Origin of the sequence: Streptomyces sp. NPDC051183 (genome assembly GCF_040682455.1) — a bacterium.
Lineage (GTDB): Bacteria > Actinomycetota > Actinomycetes > Streptomycetales > Streptomycetaceae > Streptomyces.
Genome location: NZ_JBFBBA010000023.1, coordinates 40,736 through 56,066 on the forward strand (window position 1 = coordinate 40,736; position 15,331 = coordinate 56,066).

12 protein-coding genes and 1 pseudogene are annotated in these 15,331 nt (G+C 73.1%); 3 read left to right on the plus strand and 10 right to left on the minus strand.

Going from position 1 to position 15,331, the window contains the following annotated elements; translation table 11 throughout:
* Positions 1–4: 4 nt before the first annotated feature.
* The 5 genes from AB0M99_RS21105 to AB0M99_RS21125 form a co-directional block, all read right to left on the minus strand.
* Positions 5–2,071: a prolyl oligopeptidase family serine peptidase gene (locus tag AB0M99_RS21105; RefSeq protein WP_365922546.1), complete on the minus strand. Its 2,067-nt coding sequence runs from the start codon at positions 2,069–2,071 to the stop codon at positions 5–7.
* Positions 2,072–2,171: 100 nt separating this feature from the next.
* A complete protein-coding gene (locus AB0M99_RS21110; protein ID WP_365922548.1) occupies positions 2,172–3,428 on the minus strand; it encodes an SGNH/GDSL hydrolase family protein in 1,257 nt (418 codons plus the stop codon).
* A gap of 144 nt (positions 3,429–3,572) precedes the next feature.
* Positions 3,573–3,842, minus strand: a complete 270-nt coding sequence (locus AB0M99_RS21115) for a hypothetical protein (protein ID WP_365922550.1) — start codon at positions 3,840–3,842, stop codon at positions 3,573–3,575.
* An 82-nt stretch (positions 3,843–3,924) separates the two neighbouring features.
* The gene (gene cynS, locus AB0M99_RS21120) at positions 3,925–4,395 is read right to left on the minus strand and encodes a cyanase (protein ID WP_365922552.1); all 471 of its coding nucleotides are present in this window, start codon (positions 4,393–4,395) and stop codon (positions 3,925–3,927) included.
* A 44-nt stretch (positions 4,396–4,439) separates the two neighbouring features.
* A complete protein-coding gene (locus tag AB0M99_RS21125) occupies positions 4,440–5,030 on the minus strand; it encodes a carbonic anhydrase (RefSeq protein ID WP_365922554.1) in 591 nt (196 codons plus the stop codon).
* Between the two features lie 135 nt (positions 5,031–5,165).
* On the opposite strand from AB0M99_RS21125, the gene cynR reads away from it, so the two are divergent.
* Positions 5,166–6,071, plus strand: coding sequence for a transcriptional regulator CynR (cynR, locus tag AB0M99_RS21130; RefSeq protein WP_365922556.1), 906 nt, complete (start codon positions 5,166–5,168; stop codon positions 6,069–6,071).
* Here cynR and AB0M99_RS21135 read toward each other — a convergent pair.
* Both AB0M99_RS21135 and AB0M99_RS21140 read right to left on the minus strand, forming a co-directional pair.
* Complete coding sequence (locus AB0M99_RS21135; RefSeq protein ID WP_365922558.1) at positions 6,056–6,907, minus strand: MerR family transcriptional regulator; 852 nt, start codon at positions 6,905–6,907, stop codon at positions 6,056–6,058. The genes cynR and AB0M99_RS21135 overlap by 16 nt on opposite strands.
* Before the next feature lie 74 nt (positions 6,908–6,981).
* Positions 6,982–7,455: a hypothetical protein gene (locus tag AB0M99_RS21140; RefSeq protein ID WP_365922560.1), complete on the minus strand. Its 474-nt coding sequence runs from the start codon at positions 7,453–7,455 to the stop codon at positions 6,982–6,984.
* 430 nt (positions 7,456–7,885) lie between these two features.
* Between AB0M99_RS21140 and AB0M99_RS21145 the strand changes: the two are divergent.
* Positions 7,886–8,137 (plus strand): annotated as a pseudogene (locus tag AB0M99_RS21145) (LuxR C-terminal-related transcriptional regulator); the annotation flags it as partial.
* A 257-nt stretch (positions 8,138–8,394) separates the two neighbouring features.
* A complete protein-coding gene (gene trpS / locus AB0M99_RS21150; protein ID WP_365922689.1) occupies positions 8,395–9,444 on the plus strand; it encodes a tryptophan--tRNA ligase in 1,050 nt (349 codons plus the stop codon).
* 128 nt (positions 9,445–9,572) lie between these two features.
* On the opposite strand, the gene AB0M99_RS21155 is transcribed toward trpS, so the two are convergent.
* From AB0M99_RS21155 to AB0M99_RS21165, 3 genes are all read right to left on the minus strand, one after another.
* Positions 9,573–10,487, minus strand: coding sequence for a hypothetical protein (locus AB0M99_RS21155; protein ID WP_365922562.1), 915 nt, complete (start codon positions 10,485–10,487; stop codon positions 9,573–9,575).
* A gap of 9 nt (positions 10,488–10,496) precedes the next feature.
* A complete protein-coding gene (locus tag AB0M99_RS21160) occupies positions 10,497–11,126 on the minus strand; it encodes a TetR/AcrR family transcriptional regulator (RefSeq protein ID WP_365922564.1) in 630 nt (209 codons plus the stop codon).
* 110 nt (positions 11,127–11,236) lie between these two features.
* A complete protein-coding gene (locus tag AB0M99_RS21165; RefSeq protein ID WP_365922566.1) occupies positions 11,237–15,241 on the minus strand; it encodes a beta-ketoacyl synthase N-terminal-like domain-containing protein in 4,005 nt (1,334 codons plus the stop codon).
* Between the last annotated feature and the right edge of the window lie 90 nt (positions 15,242–15,331).

Consider the following 15,331-nt stretch of genomic DNA (forward strand, 5'->3'; position numbering starts at 1 on the left):
TCCGTCAGGTGGCCCGCCCGCCGAGGTGCCGCCACAGGAAGGTGTGGGTCAGCGCCTGGTTGAAGGCACTCTGTTCGTTGTCCGTGGCGCCGGCGTGGCCGCCGCCGGTGTGTTCGTGGAAGAGGACCGGGTGGCCCAGCTCCCGCAGGCGGGCGGCCGTCTTGCGGGCATGGCCGGGGTGGACCCGGTCGTCGCGGGTCGAGGTCGTCAGCAGCACCGGCGGGTACATCTGACCGGCGGCCAGATTGTGGTACGGCGAGTACTCGGCGAGGTGCGGGCGGTCGGCCTCGCTGTCCGGATCGCCGTACTCGGCCATCCAGGAGGCGCCCGCGAGGAGCCGGTGGAAGCGCAGCATGTCCAGCAGCGGCACGTGCACGACGATCGCGCCGAACAGCTCCGGGTAGCGGGTGAGCATGGCGCCCATGAGGAGCCCGCCGTTGCTGCCGCCGGCGATGCCCAGCCGGCTCGGGGTGGTGATGCCGCGGGCGATCAGGTCGGCCGCGACCGCGGCGAAGTCCTCGAACGCGAGCACCCGGTCCGCTCCGAGGGCGGCCTGGTGCCAGCGCGGACCGTACTCCCCGCCGCCGCGGATGTTGGCCACGACGTACGTTCCGCCGCGGCCGAGCCAGGCCCGGCCGGTGACCCCGCTGTAGGACGGGACCATGGAGACCTCGAAGCCGCCGTACCCGTAGAGCAGCGTGGGGCCGGGGTCGCACTCGCCGTCCGGGGCTGCGGCGGGGTCGGGGCCGACGACGAAGTACGGCACTGCGGTGCCGTCCGGCGAGGTGGCGAAGTACTGCCGGACCGACAGCCCGGTGGCGTCGAAGTGGGCGGGCGCGGACTTCAGGATCTCCGCGTCCGCGCCGATCTCGCCGCGGTAGAGCGTCGAGGGCCGCAGGTAGGAGTCGACGTCGAGGAAGTACTCGTCGCTCACGTCGGCATCGGTGTCGGTGACGGTCGCGCAGGCCAGCGGGGGGACGTCGGCCAGCGGCCGGCGCGCCCACCCGTCCGGGCCGGGGGTCAGGACCTCCATGCGGGTGGACACGTCCGCGAAGGTGTTGAGGATCAGGTGGCGCCGGGTCGGGGAGAACCCGGCCAGCGCGGTGTGCGCGTCCGGCACGAAGAGCACCTGCGGGCTGCGCTCCCCCGCCAGGAAGCCGTCGAAGTCGAACGCGAGGAGCGATCCGGCCGGCTGCCCCAGCCACGGCGTCCGCAGCGTCACCAGCAGCCACTCCCGCCAGGCGTCCACATCGGCGTCGGCCGGCACGTCCACCTTCACCAGCCGCACCCGTCCGCCGGCCCCGTCGGTTCCGCCGGTTCCGTCGGTGTCCGAGAGGAGGAAGACCTCGGTGGTGAAGAAGGTCGGGCGGCAGCCGACGAAGCTCCGCTCGAAACCGGGGGTCGCATCGTGCCAGCCGAAGGCGGACACGTCCCCGGCCGCCGCCTCGAAGACGAGCTCCGCCTGCTCCGGCGCGGTGCCGCGCCGCCAGCGGCGTACGGTGCGCGGGTAGCCGGAGTCGGTCATCGTCCCGGGCCCGAAGTCGGTCCCGAGGAAGACGTGGTCCTCGTCGATCCAGCCGACGTTCGTCTTCGCCTCGGGGAGCCGGAACCCGTCCTCCACGAACGCCTTCGTGCCGAGGTCGAACTCGCGGACGCAGACGGCGTCCGAGCCGTCCCGCGACAGCCGCACCAGGGCCCGCCCGTAGTCGGGGTACCGCACGGCCGCCCCGGCCCACACCCAGCCCTCCCCTTCGCCCGCCGCGAGGGCGTCGACGTCGAGGAGGACCTCCCACTCCGGGTCGTCCTCGCGGTACCGGTCGAGCGTCGTGCGGCGCCAGACCCCCTTCGGATGCCCGGCGTCCCGCCAGAAGCTGTAGAGGAACTCGCCCCGGCGGGTGGTGTAGGGGATGCGGCCGGTGTCGTCGAGCACCTCCCGCAGCTCGGTCTGCAGCGCACGGAAGCCGGGGCCTTCCGTCAGCGCCGCGCGGGTCTCGGCGTTGCGCTCCGCCACCCAGGCCAGCGCGTCCGCACCGTCAACGTCTTCGAGCCACAGAAAAGGATCATCGGTCACACCCCGATTGTGCGGCCTCCCGGTCGCGGCCGGGACCAGTTCGCCGCAGTGGCCCCCGGAGTCGCCGGTCTTGTGCTCGGCGGCCCCGGGGGCGTGGGGCTCAGAGGGTGTTCAGGTCGACGGTGTCGGCCATCGCCTTGTACCCGGCGTCGTTGAGGTGGAGGTAGTCGGGGGCGGCGTACTCCGGACGTATCTTCCGCGGGTCGGCCGGATCGGCCACGGCGCGGTCCAGGTCGACGACGCCGTCGTAGGCGCCGCTGGTACGGATCCAGTCGTTGACGGCGGTACGCACGCCCTCGCCGCGCTCGGTCCAGTGGGCGGCGTCCTCGGACCGGTACGGCGGGAGGGTGGTGCCGAGGATCCTGATGCCGCGGCTGTGGGCCTCGCGGATCAGTTGCCGGTGCCCGGCGATGATCTCCTGTGCGGTGGCCTTCTGCTCGGGGTCGTTGCAGCGGTCGGCGGGCCGGTCGGGCTGGATGATGTCGTTGGTGCCCTCCAGGACGATCACCGTGCGCACGTCCGGGCGGGCCAGGGCGTCCCGGCGGAAGCGGTCGACGCCGCTTTCGCCGTAGCAGGTGTCGGCCAGGAGCTTGTTGCCGCTGATGCCCGCGTTGAGTACGGCGCGGGGGCGGCCGGTGGCCGCGAAGCGGCCGGTGAGGGCGTCGGTGTAGCGGCGGTCGGCGCCGGGGGTCGAGCCGAAGCCGTCGGTGAGGGAGTCGCCGAACGCGACGACCGCGCCGCGGCGGCCCGCCGGGCCGCTGCTCTTCACATCGATGCCGGCCAGGTAGTACCAGGAGTAGCTCTGCTCGCCGAAGGCGTCCGCAGAGGCGTCCCGCAGGTGGTTGCCGGTGGCGCGGTAGGTGGTGGTGATGGCGGAGTTGTGGAAGGTGGCGGGGCCGGTGGGGCCCTCGAAGTAGAGGGTGACGGTGAGCTGTTCGAGAGCGGTGACGGGCAGGTCGAGCGCGTCGCTCGACAGCTCCCGGCCTGCGGGGATCGTCACTGCGCCGGACCCGTTGAAGCGGAGCGTGCGTACGCTCTCCGGCTTCACGGCGGCCCCGTCGGCACTCCGGGCGACGCTGGCGCCGGTCAGCCGCAGCGGGGCGGTGCCGTACGCGTTGGAGAGCCGTACGCGCAGTTCGGAGCCCGCGGCGCCGACGCGGATCACCTGGCGTACGGAGTGGTTGGAGAAGCCCGCCTCGGACCAGTTCGGGTACCAGTCGGTGTGCTCGGGGGCCTGGTGCGAAGTGCCCCAGGCACTGCGCCAGGGCGCCGTCTGCGCGGCGGCGGGCGTGGTCGCGACCCCGGCCACCAGGACGGCGGCGAGCGGGAGGGCGAGGGCGATCGTCTTGGAAGTCATGCCCCTCTGACCCGGCACGTACGGGAAACGTGACATGCCGGGTCGTCGGGCGGCCGATCGGTGTGTGGTCATGACGGCCACCGAAGACCAAGCCGGTGGAGTCCCGGTACAGGGCGCGGCCCCGGACGGGGAGACCGCCTGCCGTCACGCGGCGGGCGCCTCGGCCCCGCCTCCGGCCCTGACCGCGTCCAGGACCCGCTCGTGCAGCTCGGCGACGCCCGCGGCCGGCACGGGTACGGGGCTTCCCGTCAGCGTGTACCACTCGTCCGCGCCCGTGTACTGGACGTCGATCCGGGCCAGTCCCTCCGGGCCGGCCGTGGTGGTGACCGTGAGGTCGCCGGTGATGACGCCGACCTCGTCGGTCATCGCCCCGCCCGGGCCGGCCTTCACCTGGCTGCTGTGCTGTTCGCTCATGAGGGACAAGTGTTCAGCATCCCGGCCGTTTCTTCACATCGTGACGGGGCGGTGGTAGCGGCGGTAGGGGCGGTAGAGGCGGTCAGAACGGCCTGGTCGGGAGGTACTTGCCGTCGAGCGTGATGACCGCGCGCTCGCCGCCCTCGGGGTCGGCGACCTTCTTCACGTCGAGCTTGAAGTTGATCGCGCTGATGATGCCGTCGCCGAACTGCTCGTGCACGAGGGCCTTGAGGGTCGTGCCGTAGACCTGGAGCATCTCGTGGAAGCGGTAGATGGTGGGGTCGGTGGGGGTGGCTCCGTCCGTGGAACCGCGGGTCGGGATGGTCTGGAGCAGCAGCGCCGCGTCGGCGTCCAGGCCCAGGATGTCGGCGACGGCCTTCGCGGCGGCCTCGGGCAGCGGGTGCTGGCCGAGGACGGCGGCGGTGACGAACGCGACGGACAGGCCGGCGGCGTCGGCGATCTGCTGCCAGGACAGGTCCTTGCGGATCTTGGCCTCGACGGCCGTGTCGGCCAGGGTCTGACGGGCGGCGGGGGCGAACTGGGCGTGCAGCATGGGAGTGCTTCCTTTCGTAGGGGTGGAGCGAGGGAGCGGTGGGTTCAGACCGCCAGGACGGGCCGGCGGGCGGCGGCCGTGCCGAGTTCCTCGACGGTGCCGGTGGGGATGTCGTAGACCCAGGCGTGCAGGGTGACGGCCTCGGCCGCCAGGGCGCGGGTCACCGCCGGGTGGGTGGCCAGGTTCGCCAGCTGGGCGAGGACGTTCTCGCGTATGAGGGCGTCCACGTCGGCCTGCCGCGCGCCGCTGCCGGGGGCCGCGTGGCGCAGCCAGTCGGCGATGGCGGGGGCGGCGCTCAGGTCGTGGCGCTCGGCGAGGGCGGTCATCGCACCGCAGGCGGAGTGCCCGCACACGACGATGTCGGTGACGCCGAGGACCGCCACGGCGTACTCGATGCTGGCCGCGACACCGTCCGGGCCGGCGGTGCGGGCAGGGACGAGGTTGCCGGCGGTGCGGATGACGAACAGCTCGCCCGGCTCGCTCTGGGTGATCAGCTCGGGCACCACGCGGGCGTCGGAGCAGCTGATGAACAGGGTCGTCGGCCGATGGGTCGCGGCCAGGTGGGCGAAGAGCTCCGCCTTGGCCGGGTAGACGTCGCGCCGGAACCGCGTGACGCCCTCGGTGAGGTCGTGCATGGTCACTCCCTTCGGTGGTTGTCGGCCCCGTGGGGCTGACGAGATCCACCATGCATGACCTGCACTCATAGCGTCCAAGACGTAATGTCCATACCTGCCATTGGTCTCATCTATAGCCGCGCCTATAGTGATGCCATGGCTCCGGAACTGCGTCACCTGCGCTATCTGCTCGCCGTCGCCGAGCACGGCAGCTTCACCCGCGCCGCCGAGGAGCTGCGCATCTCCCAGCCCACCCTGTCCCAACAGGTCAAACAGCTGGAACGGACGGTCGGCGTACAGCTGCTGGACCGCACGGGGCGGACCGTACGCCTCACCGACGCCGGTGAAACCTACGCGCACTACGCCCGGCGGGCCCTACGGGACCTGGCGGCAGCCGAGCGGGCCGTTCTCGACGTCGCCGACCTCGCCAGGGGCCATCTGCGCCTGGCGATCACCCCGACCTTCACCGCGTACCTCGTCGGACCGCTGGTCGCGGAGCTCCATTCCCGCCACCCCGGCATCACCCTGGACGTGAGGGAGCTGACGCAGGACCGCATCGAGGCGGGCCTGCTGGCCGACGAACTCGACCTCGGCATCGCCTTCCACGGCGCGCACCTGCCCGGGATCGGCACCACCGCACTGTTCACCGAGACCCTCGGCCTGGTCACCGCCGCCCGCCCGCCCGAGGGCGGTCCCCGGGATACGCTGTCCGTACGGGATCTGGCGGAGCATCACCTGGCCCTGCTCAGCGGCGACTTCGCGACACGGGCGCACATCGACGCCTACCTCGCCGCCCACCGGGTGCTGCCGCGCATCGCCGTCGAGGCCAACTCCGTCCAGGCCCTCACCGAGATCGTCCGGCGCACCGCGCTGGCCACCGTGCTGCCCGACGCCGTCACCGACGACCACCCCCACCTGGTCCCCGTCCCCCTGGACCCGGCCCTTCCCCCGCGCACCGTGGTCCTGCTGCGCCGCGAGAGCGCGTACCAGCCGGCGGCCGCCCGCGCCTTCGCCCGACTCGCCGAGGAGCTCGTGCGCGAGCGCGGCTACGCCCCTGCCTGACCTGCACGGTCAGGCCTCACCGGCATGGCGTCCGCCATCGACAGTTCCAGATAGCGCTCGATGGCCCGGTGCTGCGCCGGCGACGGCTGGTCGGAGGCCGAGCCCATGGCCCGGGCCCCGAGCGCGAGGACGCGTTCGTCGACCTCGCCGAGGTCGGGCTCGTCCAGCACTACACCGGCCTCCCGCTCGGCGGCTTCGACCTCCGCGGCGTGTTCCGCCATCTCGCGGGCGTACCGCTCGACGCGCGGGTCGTCGACATCGGCGTCGGCCAGCTCCTCGAAGCCCGCGGCCAGCCGCAGGCCCGCCTCCTTGAGGTCCGGGCGGCCTTCCAGGAAGGCGTCGGCCCGCACCTGACCGAGTACGACACCGGGGCCGTGCGTGGCTTCGAGGAGGAGCAGGAACTCCTGCTCCTGCCTGCCGGGGGCCTGGAGCCCGGCGGCCCGGTGCGCGGCGGCCACCTCGGGGGCGAGGAGGCCGGTGGCGGCGCCGAACTCGCGCAGCCGGGCCAGCGCGGCCCGCTGCCCGCGCAGTTCCTCCTCCTTGGCGGCGAGGGTGCGCTCCAGCTCGTCGAGCAGGGGCTGGATCCCCTGGTCATCGGTCGCCTCTGCGGCCTCGCGGACGGCGTCCAGGCTCAGCCCGACGGCGGCCATCCGCCGGACCCACAGCAGCCTGGTGATCTGTTCCATGCGGTAGGCCCGGTTGCCGGCGCCGTCGCGCTCGGGCTCGGGGACCAGGCCGAGCTCGTGGTAGTGGCGGATGGCCCGGGGCGTGAGGGAGGTCAGCTCGGCGACCTCGCCGATGGACAGGGGGGCGTCGCGGAAGGCTTCGGGGTTCATTTCGCGGTTCGTTTCGGGGTTCGTTTCGGGGTTCACGGGGATCATCCCAGCACCTTCCGTCGCGTCATCCGCAACTACTTCGCGTCCCACTTCTCCGGGACGGAGCTGGTGACGACCTCGCACACCGCCGGTTCCCCCGGGGCGGGCGAGGTGCCCGAGGCGACCTCGCGGACGCCGTCGAGGAGGATCCGGCACGTGGCGACGCCGCCCTTCTCGGGCCGGACCTCGACCCGGGCCTTCTCCCCGACGTTGATCACCGTCTCCTGCGTCCACGGCAGCGCGACGGGACCGACCTGTTCGGTGGAGACCCCGTTCTTGTACCGGTCGGGGCTCCGGCCGTAGAAGATCTCCCGCGCCTGCGAGGTCTTGCCGTCGGCGCCCTTGGCCTCGTACGTCAGGGACCAGCCGGCCCCGCCGACCGCCTTCTTGAGCCAGGTCATGTCGCTCCCGACGACGGCGATTCCCGCGATGACGACCAGGGCCGCCCCCACCGCCATCCACGCGCATCCGTTGCCGCCACGTCCGCCCTGTCCCGCCGTCCTGTTCATGTACCTCACCGTATGACGGCGGACACACGGCACTCTTAGGAGCAAAGTAGGACTTTGGGTGCGCCGTGTCATACCCCAGAGGTAGCCCTTCCCTCCGGGGCGACGCCGACGCCGACGCCGACGCCGACGCCGACGCCGACGAGTGGCATCGTCAGGTGAGCCGGCGGCGCGTCCACCAGAAGCACAGGAGGGCCAGTGCCGCGCTCGGGAGCCCCGCGCCGCCGGAATGCGGGTCCTTCTCGACGTACGGGTCGAGGACCCGGGCGGCGTCCCCGACCTCGCGGGCCGCACGGTGTACCGCATCGTCCAGGAGGCCTTGACCAACGCACGCAAGCACGCGCCCAGCGCCGCCGTCCACGTCGAGGTCAGCGGCGAGGCCGATAGCGGAGTCGACGTCATCGTCCGCGCGGTCACCGACGCCCGGACGGCGGCGCGGGCCCGGCTGGAGCGGTTGGGCGGACGGGAGTACGCGGTGGCGCTCGCCGTCGGAGAGGGGCGCACCAACGCCGAGATCGCCGCGCGGCTCTACATGGGCGTACCCACGGTCAAGGCCCACGTGTCGAGCATCCTGGCCATGCTGGAAGTGACGAACCGGGTCCAGGTGGCCCTGATCGTGCACGACGCGGCACTGGAGCGGCCCGACCGGGAATGTGCCGGGCTCGGAACCCGGCACACGGTATGATCGCCGTATGCATCTTTCCTCGTGCCTGAACTGGTGGCGCCCCCTCTGAGGGTGGCCACCACATCACGCATGACCCGGGCCGCCCTGATGGGCGGCCCTTTCGTGTCCCTGGAGCAGGTGTGGACGGCCGTCCTCGGGGTGGCGTCGACCTTTCAGGAGACCCCGTGAACACCACGAGCACCGCCAGCCCTGCCAACGCCAACGCCAACACCAACACCAACACCAACGGCACCGAACCGCACACCGCCCCCGACGCCCTGGGCACGTCCACGGCCCGGGCGCGCAGCGCCGTCCTGGAGCAGGAGATCCGCCGCGATCCGGGCAGGTTCCGCATCCTGACCGGGGACCGGCCGACCGGCCGCCTCCATCTCGGGCACTACTTCGGCACCCTCCACAACCGGGTCCGCCTCCAGAACCTGGGCGTGGAGACGTTCGTGGTCGTCGCCGACTACCAGGTCCTCACCGATCGCGACATCGCCGACAACCTCACCGAGCACGTCGAGGACCTCGTCCTCGACTACCTCGCGATCGGCATCGACCCGGACCGGTCCACGATCTTCACCCACAGCGCGGTCCCGGCGCTCAACCAACTGCTGCTGCCCTTCCTCAGCCTGGTCTCGGTCGCCGAGCTGAACCGCAACCCCACCGTCAAGGACGAGATCGCCCACTCGCGCCAGTCCTCCGTCAGCGGGCTGATGTTCACCTACCCCGCCCACCAGGCCGCCGACATCCTCTTCTGCAAGGCCAACCTCGTCCCCGTCGGGCAGGACCAGCTCCCCCACCTCGAACTGACCCGCACCATCGCCCGCCGCTTCAACGACCGTTACGGCCACGGGACCCCGGTCTTCCGCGAACCCGACGCCCTCCTCTCCGCCGCCCCGCTGCTCCTGGGCACGGACGGCGGCAAGATGAGCAAGAGCCGGGGCAACGCCATCGCCCTGGCCACCGACGCCGACGAGACCGCCCGGCTGCTGCGCGGCGCGAAGACCGACTCCGAACGGCACATCACCTACGACCCCGAAGCCCGCCCCGAGGTCTCCTCCCTGCTCCTGCTGGCCGCACTGTGCCAGGACCGGGACCCGGGCGCCATCGCCGAGGAGATCGGCGCGGCGGGCTCGGCGGCCCTCAAGAAGTACGTCACCGAGGCCGTCAACGAGCGCCTGGCCCCGATCCGGGCGCGGCGCGCCGAGTTCGCCGCGGACCGGGGGTACCTGCGCCGGGTGCTCCGGGAGGGCAACGCGCGGGCCAACGCCGTCGCCGACACCACCCTCGCGGAGGTGCGCACCGCGATGAACAGCCGCTACTGAGCCGCCACGGTGGCCGTCGGCCTGCTCTGCATCGCCCTGGCCGCAGTACCGCTGGTGGCCATCCGGGGACCCAACGCCGCACCCGGGGCGGCGACCTGATCCGTACCCGGATGGTCGCCGCCCGGTGGTCACAGCCTGGCGACGGCCTCCACGAAGCGCTGGACGGCGCCCTCGGCCGTCGTCAGGAACAGGTTCGGCTCGATCAGCTCCAGCTCCATCACGACCGGTGAGCCGTCCCCGGCCAGCGCGAGGTCGACCCGCGCGTACAGCAGCGGGTTGCCCGCCGCGGGCCCCACGGCGGTCCCCAGCACGGCCAACGCCGCCTCGGCCACGGCCCGTTCGGCCTCGTCGGGGACGTGTACGACCAGGTCCGGGTGCGGTACGCGCTCGTTGTCCACGCGCCCCGTGTCCGTGAGCACCGGCCCCTTGCGCATGGCGTGGCTGAACTCCCCGCCCAGGAAGACCAGCGCGCGTTCGCCGTCGACGATCCGCTCCATGTACGGCTGGACCATCGCGGTCTCGCCGCTCCCCTGCAGCAGCCGTACGTGCGCCTCGGCCGCGTCCCGCTGCTCCTCGGTGTACCGGGCGCTGTTGCGGGCACCGGCCGAGACCGACGGCTTGACCACGATCTCACCGCGCTCCGGCAGCCGGACGTCTTCGCCGGGGGCGATGAACCGGGTCGGCACGGTCGGGACCCCGCGGGCGGCGAGTTCCGCGAGGTACGTCTTGTCGCTGTTCCAGCGCACCACCCGGGCGGGGCTGTGCAGGGCGGTCACCGCGCCGACCCGGTCGGCCCACGCCAGGAACTCCGCCAGCCGGCCCGTGTACTCCCAGGTCGAGCGGATGATCACGGCGTCCTGCGCGGACCAGTCGTACCCGGCCTCGTCCCAGCCGACCGCGGCCGCGTCGATGCCGCGCTCGCGCAGCGCGGCCACCAGCAGCGGCAGTTCCGCGTCCTGCTCGCGGCCGAACCCGTCGGTGGCGAGGGCCACCCGCCGCACCGGCCGCCCGTGCGGACCCGACCCCGCTCTCGCTCCCACCATGGCGCACCCCTACCGTTTCGCCGCGACAATTCCGTGGAGAAAGATACCGAGTACTCCGTGTAGTTCGTCATGGAGGGAAATGTCCGGATCAGCCTCGCGGGACCAGCGGTAAAGCACACCCAGGTAGACGTCGCGCAGCACGTTTCCCACTCGCTGCGGGTCCACCTCCGGTGAAATCTCGCCCACCGCGCGCCCGGTCTGGAGAATTCCGGCGAATATCTCGGCCGCGAAGGGCTCTTCGAGGAGCGGGCGACCTGCCTTCACCCAGGCGGCCAGCATCGCCCCCGCCACTTCGCGTTCCTCCTCGTTGATGTCGGCCAGTGCGGCCATGCACCGTTCCAGCTGGGAGGCCACGCTTCCGCCGCGATGCGGCTCCACCATCTCCAGACGCTCCCGCAGCTTGTGTCGGCGCTGTTCACCCCATGCGGTGATGAGGTCTTCCTTGCGGGAGAAATAGTTGAAGAAAGTCCCGCGGGCGACATCGGCACGCTCGGCGATCTCGTCGATCGTGGTCTTGTCGTAGCCCTGTTCGGCGAACAGGGCGAGGGCCGAGGTGTAGACACTCTCCCGGACTTTCTGCTTGTTCCGTTCGCGACGCCCCGGAGGGGTACGGGGGGCCGTGGAGGGGAGTGGGTCCATCGCGCTATTCCGTTCAGCAGGTCGGCATGTACTGCCCGTATATTGACTCCCAATTAACTTTAGATTGCGGTCAACGTTTCTGGCAATGCCCCTACACTCCCCTGACCTCGTCATCCGGCCGAATCCCGCACCACCTCCGCCACACTCGCCCCACCGAGGAGCCGGTCGGCCGTGATGTCCACGCCGTGGTCCTCCCGCACCCGTCGGCGCAGCCGCGTCGCCATCAGGGAGTCGAGCCCGAAATCGCGCAGCGGCCTCCTGGAGTCGAGCAGGTCGGCGGGCATGCCGAGCACCACGGCGGCGTGTGACGTGAAAGCCTCCACCGTGAGCCCGGCCTCCACCGTGAGCCCGGCCTGCGTCGGCCGCGCCGCCGGAGCCGGCTGCCCGGGTACCGGTGCCGGGGGCGCGGCGGGCGTCGGCGCGGGTGCCTGGGCCCGGGGGCGTACGGCGCCCCGCGGCTCGGGGGCCAGCCACGCGGCGGCCTCCCCCGCCAGCCCCGCGAGCGCGGACAGCAGCGCGCCCGCGCCGGAGCGCAGGGCGCTCGCGGGGGCCCCGGCCGGGCCCGCCGCGCGCAGCCGGATCCCCTCGAAGAGCGCGATCCTGCGCCCGTCGGCGGACACGACGTCCACATCGGCCCGGTCCGCGGCGGGCGTGCTGCGGGCGATGCTCCAGAACTCCCCGTCGAGCCGGTCCGGGAGCCGGACCCGGTCGAAGGAGACCGGCAGCCGCAGCTCCGCGGGCAGGGCGGCGAGCAATGGCTGGAATACCGACTCCAGCGACGCGGGATGCGGAACGTCCGGCGCCGTCATGCGGGCGATGGCCTCCGCCTCCCCGGTCCACAGCCGGCGTACGCCCTCGAAACGCGGGTCGATCGTGTAGCCGCGGTCCGCAGCCAGTTCGCGGAAGGCCGCGGCCCGGTGGAACCGCGTGCACCGCTCCAGTGCGGCGTCCACCCGGGCGGCCCCGTCGGAGCCCTCCCCGCCCGCGTCCGACCCGTCGTCCTCCGGCTCCGTCGCCCGCAGCCGGGCCCGCAGGCACTCCACGGCGGCCGTCCCCTCGCCGAAGACCTCGACGCGGACCTCCCACTCCCCGCCGTCGGGCGCGGGCAGGACGGTGGTGCGCAGCGTGAGACCGGCCGCGTCGCCCGCGTCCACGTACGTGTCACCCAGTCGGGCGTCCAGAAGCTCCAGGCCGGGGGCGGCGGTCAGCGCCCGCCCCGCGTCCAGGGCCGCCGCGAGGTAGACCACCGGCGGCACCGGTGTCAGACCGCGCACGGACACCGCGTTCCCCCACTCGCCCGAGCCCCGGGCGCTGAGCGCCGTCTCGTGTACGAAGGGGACGGGCCGGGCGGGCGGCGCCGCTGGCTCCGGCCGCCGGGCCAGCCGGAACTCCCGGGTGTCCCAGGTGTAGCGGGGCAGCGGCACGTCCTCGGGGGCGGCTCCGAACCACCGCTCCCACTCCACCCGGCCTCCGTGCGCGTACACCTGCCCGAGGGCCTGGACCAGCGCGGTCCGTTCGTCCTGCCCGCGCCGCAGCGAGGGTACGGCCCCGCCCTGCGATCCGGCCTCCTCCTGGGTCTGCTCCAGGGCGCCGACGAGCAGGGGGTGCGGGCTGATCTCGACGAACACGGGGGTGTCCGCCTTCAGGACGGCCCGGACGGTGTCGACGAACCGGACGGGCATCCGCAGGTTGTCCATCCAGTACGCCGGGTCGAGCTCGGGCCCGGTGACCCGGGTGCGCCGGGTGGTGGAGATCATGGCGGTGTGCGGCGCGGTGGGGGTCAGCGAGCGCAGCGCGTCGGGCAGTTCCTCGCGCAGGGCGTCCATGGCGGGCGAGTGCGAGGCGACGTCCACGCGGACGGGGCGGCTGAAGACCCCGCGCGCCGTGAGCTCCTCGCCTATCTGCCGCAGGGCCTCGGCGTCGCCGGCCAGGACGGTACCGAGGGGTGCGTTCTCCGCGGCCACGCAGACCGCTTCCCCGTGCGGGGCGGCGGCCTCCCGCGCTTCCTCGGCGGAGAGTTCGACGGCGAGCATGGCGCCCTGCCCGGCGAGGCGCTTCATCAGCCGGCTGCGGCGGCAGATGACGGCCGCCGCGTCGGCGAGGGAGAGCGCGCCCGCGACCTGTGCGGCGGCGGCCTCGCCCATGCTGTGGCCGATGCAGAGGTCCGGTGCGACGCCCATGGACCGCCAGGTCGCGGCGAGCGCGACTTCCATGGACCAGAGCAGCGGCTGGACCACGTCGATCTCCGTGGGCAGTTCGTCGCGCTCCAGCCAGGCGAGCGGGGACCAGCCCAGTTCGGCGCGGACCACCTCGTCGCAGGCGGCCATGGCGGCCGCGAAGGCGGGCGAGGCGGCCAGCAGGCCGCGGCCCATCAGGGGCCACTGGGAGCCCTGCCCGGGGAAGACGAAGACGGTGGGGCGCGGGGAGAAGCCCGCCTCGGCGATGCCCGCGCCCGGGACTTCCCGGCCCTCGGCGAGCGCGGTCAGGGTGGCGGCGAGCTCCTCGTGCGTGTCGGCCACGGCCCACAGCCGGTACGGGTGGGCGTCCCGGCGCAGGGCGGCGGCCGCGCACAGGTCCGGCAGGGGTACGTCGTGTCCGGGCCCGGTGGGGCCCAGGTGCGCGGCGTACGCCCGGGTCAGCGCGAGCAGCGAGGCGTGCGACCGGGCGGAGAGGACGAGCAGTTGCGGGCCGTCCGGGCCGGACCCGTCCCGGGTGAAGGCGGGTTCGGCCGCGTGATCGGCAGCGGACTCGACAACGTGCTCGGCAGCGGGCTCGGCCCGAACCGTGTCCGGCCCCGCGCTCCCCTGCTCGTACGCGCCCACGACGACATGGGCATTGGTGCCCGAGATGCCGAAGGAACTGACCCCGATCAGCGCGGCTCCGGCCCCCTCGGGCAGCGGGCGGTTGGCCGTGACGACCGCGAGCGGGGAGCCCTCGGCAGCGAGGATCTCGTGGGGCTCGGAGACGTGCAGGGAGGCGGGGATCAGGCCGTGGCGGGCGATGAGCACGGCCTTGATGAGACCGGCGATGCCGGCGGCGGCCTCCGCATGGCCGATGTTGGTCTTCACCGAGCCGATGAGGAGCGGGTCCCCGGGCCTCCGGTGTCCGGTCACGGCCTCGGCGAGCGCGCGCAGTTCGACCCCGTCGCCGGTGACCGTGCCGGTGCCGTGCGCCTCGACGTACCGCAGGTCGGCCGGATCGGCCCCGGCGCTGCGCCAGGCGGTGCGGGCGGTCTCGACCTGGCCGTCGACGGCGGGCTGGAGGAGCAGGCCGCTGCCGCGCCCGTCGTTGACCACGGCGCTGCCGCGCAGGACGGCGAGGACCCGGTCGCCGTCGCGGCGGGCGTCGCCGAGGCGCTTGAGGACGACGGCCCCGACGCCCTCGCTCCGCACGAAGCCGTCGGCGGAGGAGTCGGCGAACTTGCAGCGGCCGTCGGGGGCGAGCATGCCGGCCTGTGAGTAGGCGATGGCGTCGGCCGGGGACAGGACGAAGCTGACGCCCCCGGCGACGGCCAGGTCGCTCTCGCCGGCCAACAGGCTCTGCCGCGCGGTGTGGACGGCCACGAGGGAGGAGGAGCAGGCGGTGTCGAGGACGAGGCTGGGGCCGCGCAGGTCGAAGGCGTAGGAGACGCGCCCCGCGGTGGTGGCGCGCAGGCGGCTGCCGGCCGCGCTGCGGATGCCCGAGACGGCGTGGTCGGCGCCGACCTCGCCGTACTCGGCGGTGGCCTGGCCGACGAAGACGCCGGTGCGGGTGCCCGCGAGGGCCGAGGGCCGGATGCCGGCGTCCTCGAACGCCTCCCAGGCGACGTGCAGGAGCAGCCGCTGCTGCGGGTCCATGTCCCGGGCCTCGGCGTGCGATATCCCGAAGAACAGGGCGTCGAAGTCGAACGCCCCGGAGAGGAAGCCGCCGTGGCGCGAGGCGGTCCGGCCGGGCGGGGCCGGGGCCCGGTGGTAGACGGCTTCGATGTCGAAGCGGTCCGCCGGGACTTCCGTGACGGCGTCCGTGTTGCGGGTCAGCAGGTGCCAGAACTCCTCGACACCGTCGGCGCCGGGGAACCGGCACCCCATCCCGACGATCGCTATCTCGTCGCCCTGCTCGTGAACCGGCGTCTTCATGACTCCCCCTCAACGCAAGTGATGCGTCCAAGAATAGACGAGGAGTCAAGTTTGAGCCGCCGTCGAGGTCCCTTGTGGGCAGGTTTAACA

Coding starts and splice junctions, on each gene's coding strand:
- AB0M99_RS21110 (WP_365922548.1), bottom strand. CDS start 3,428: ATGACTTCCAAGACGATCGCCCTCGCCCTCCCGCTCGCCGCCGTCCTG.
- AB0M99_RS21115 (WP_365922550.1), bottom strand. CDS start 3,842: ATGAGCGAACAGCACAGCAGCCAGGTGAAGGCCGGCCCGGGCGGGGCG.
- cynS (WP_365922552.1), bottom strand. CDS start 4,395: ATGCTGCACGCCCAGTTCGCCCCCGCCGCCCGTCAGACCCTGGCCGAC.
- AB0M99_RS21125 (WP_365922554.1), bottom strand. CDS start 5,030: ATGCACGACCTCACCGAGGGCGTCACGCGGTTCCGGCGCGACGTCTAC.
- cynR (WP_365922556.1), top strand. CDS start 5,166: ATGGCTCCGGAACTGCGTCACCTGCGCTATCTGCTCGCCGTCGCCGAG.
- AB0M99_RS21135 (WP_365922558.1), bottom strand. CDS start 6,907: ATGAACCCCGAAGCCTTCCGCGACGCCCCCCTGTCCATCGGCGAGGTC.
- AB0M99_RS21140 (WP_365922560.1), bottom strand. CDS start 7,455: ATGAACAGGACGGCGGGACAGGGCGGACGTGGCGGCAACGGATGCGCG.
- AB0M99_RS21155 (WP_365922562.1), bottom strand. CDS start 10,487: ATGGTGGGAGCGAGAGCGGGGTCGGGTCCGCACGGGCGGCCGGTGCGG.
- AB0M99_RS21160 (WP_365922564.1), bottom strand. CDS start 11,126: ATGGACCCACTCCCCTCCACGGCCCCCCGTACCCCTCCGGGGCGTCGC.
- AB0M99_RS21165 (WP_365922566.1), bottom strand. CDS start 15,241: ATGAAGACGCCGGTTCACGAGCAGGGCGACGAGATAGCGATCGTCGGG.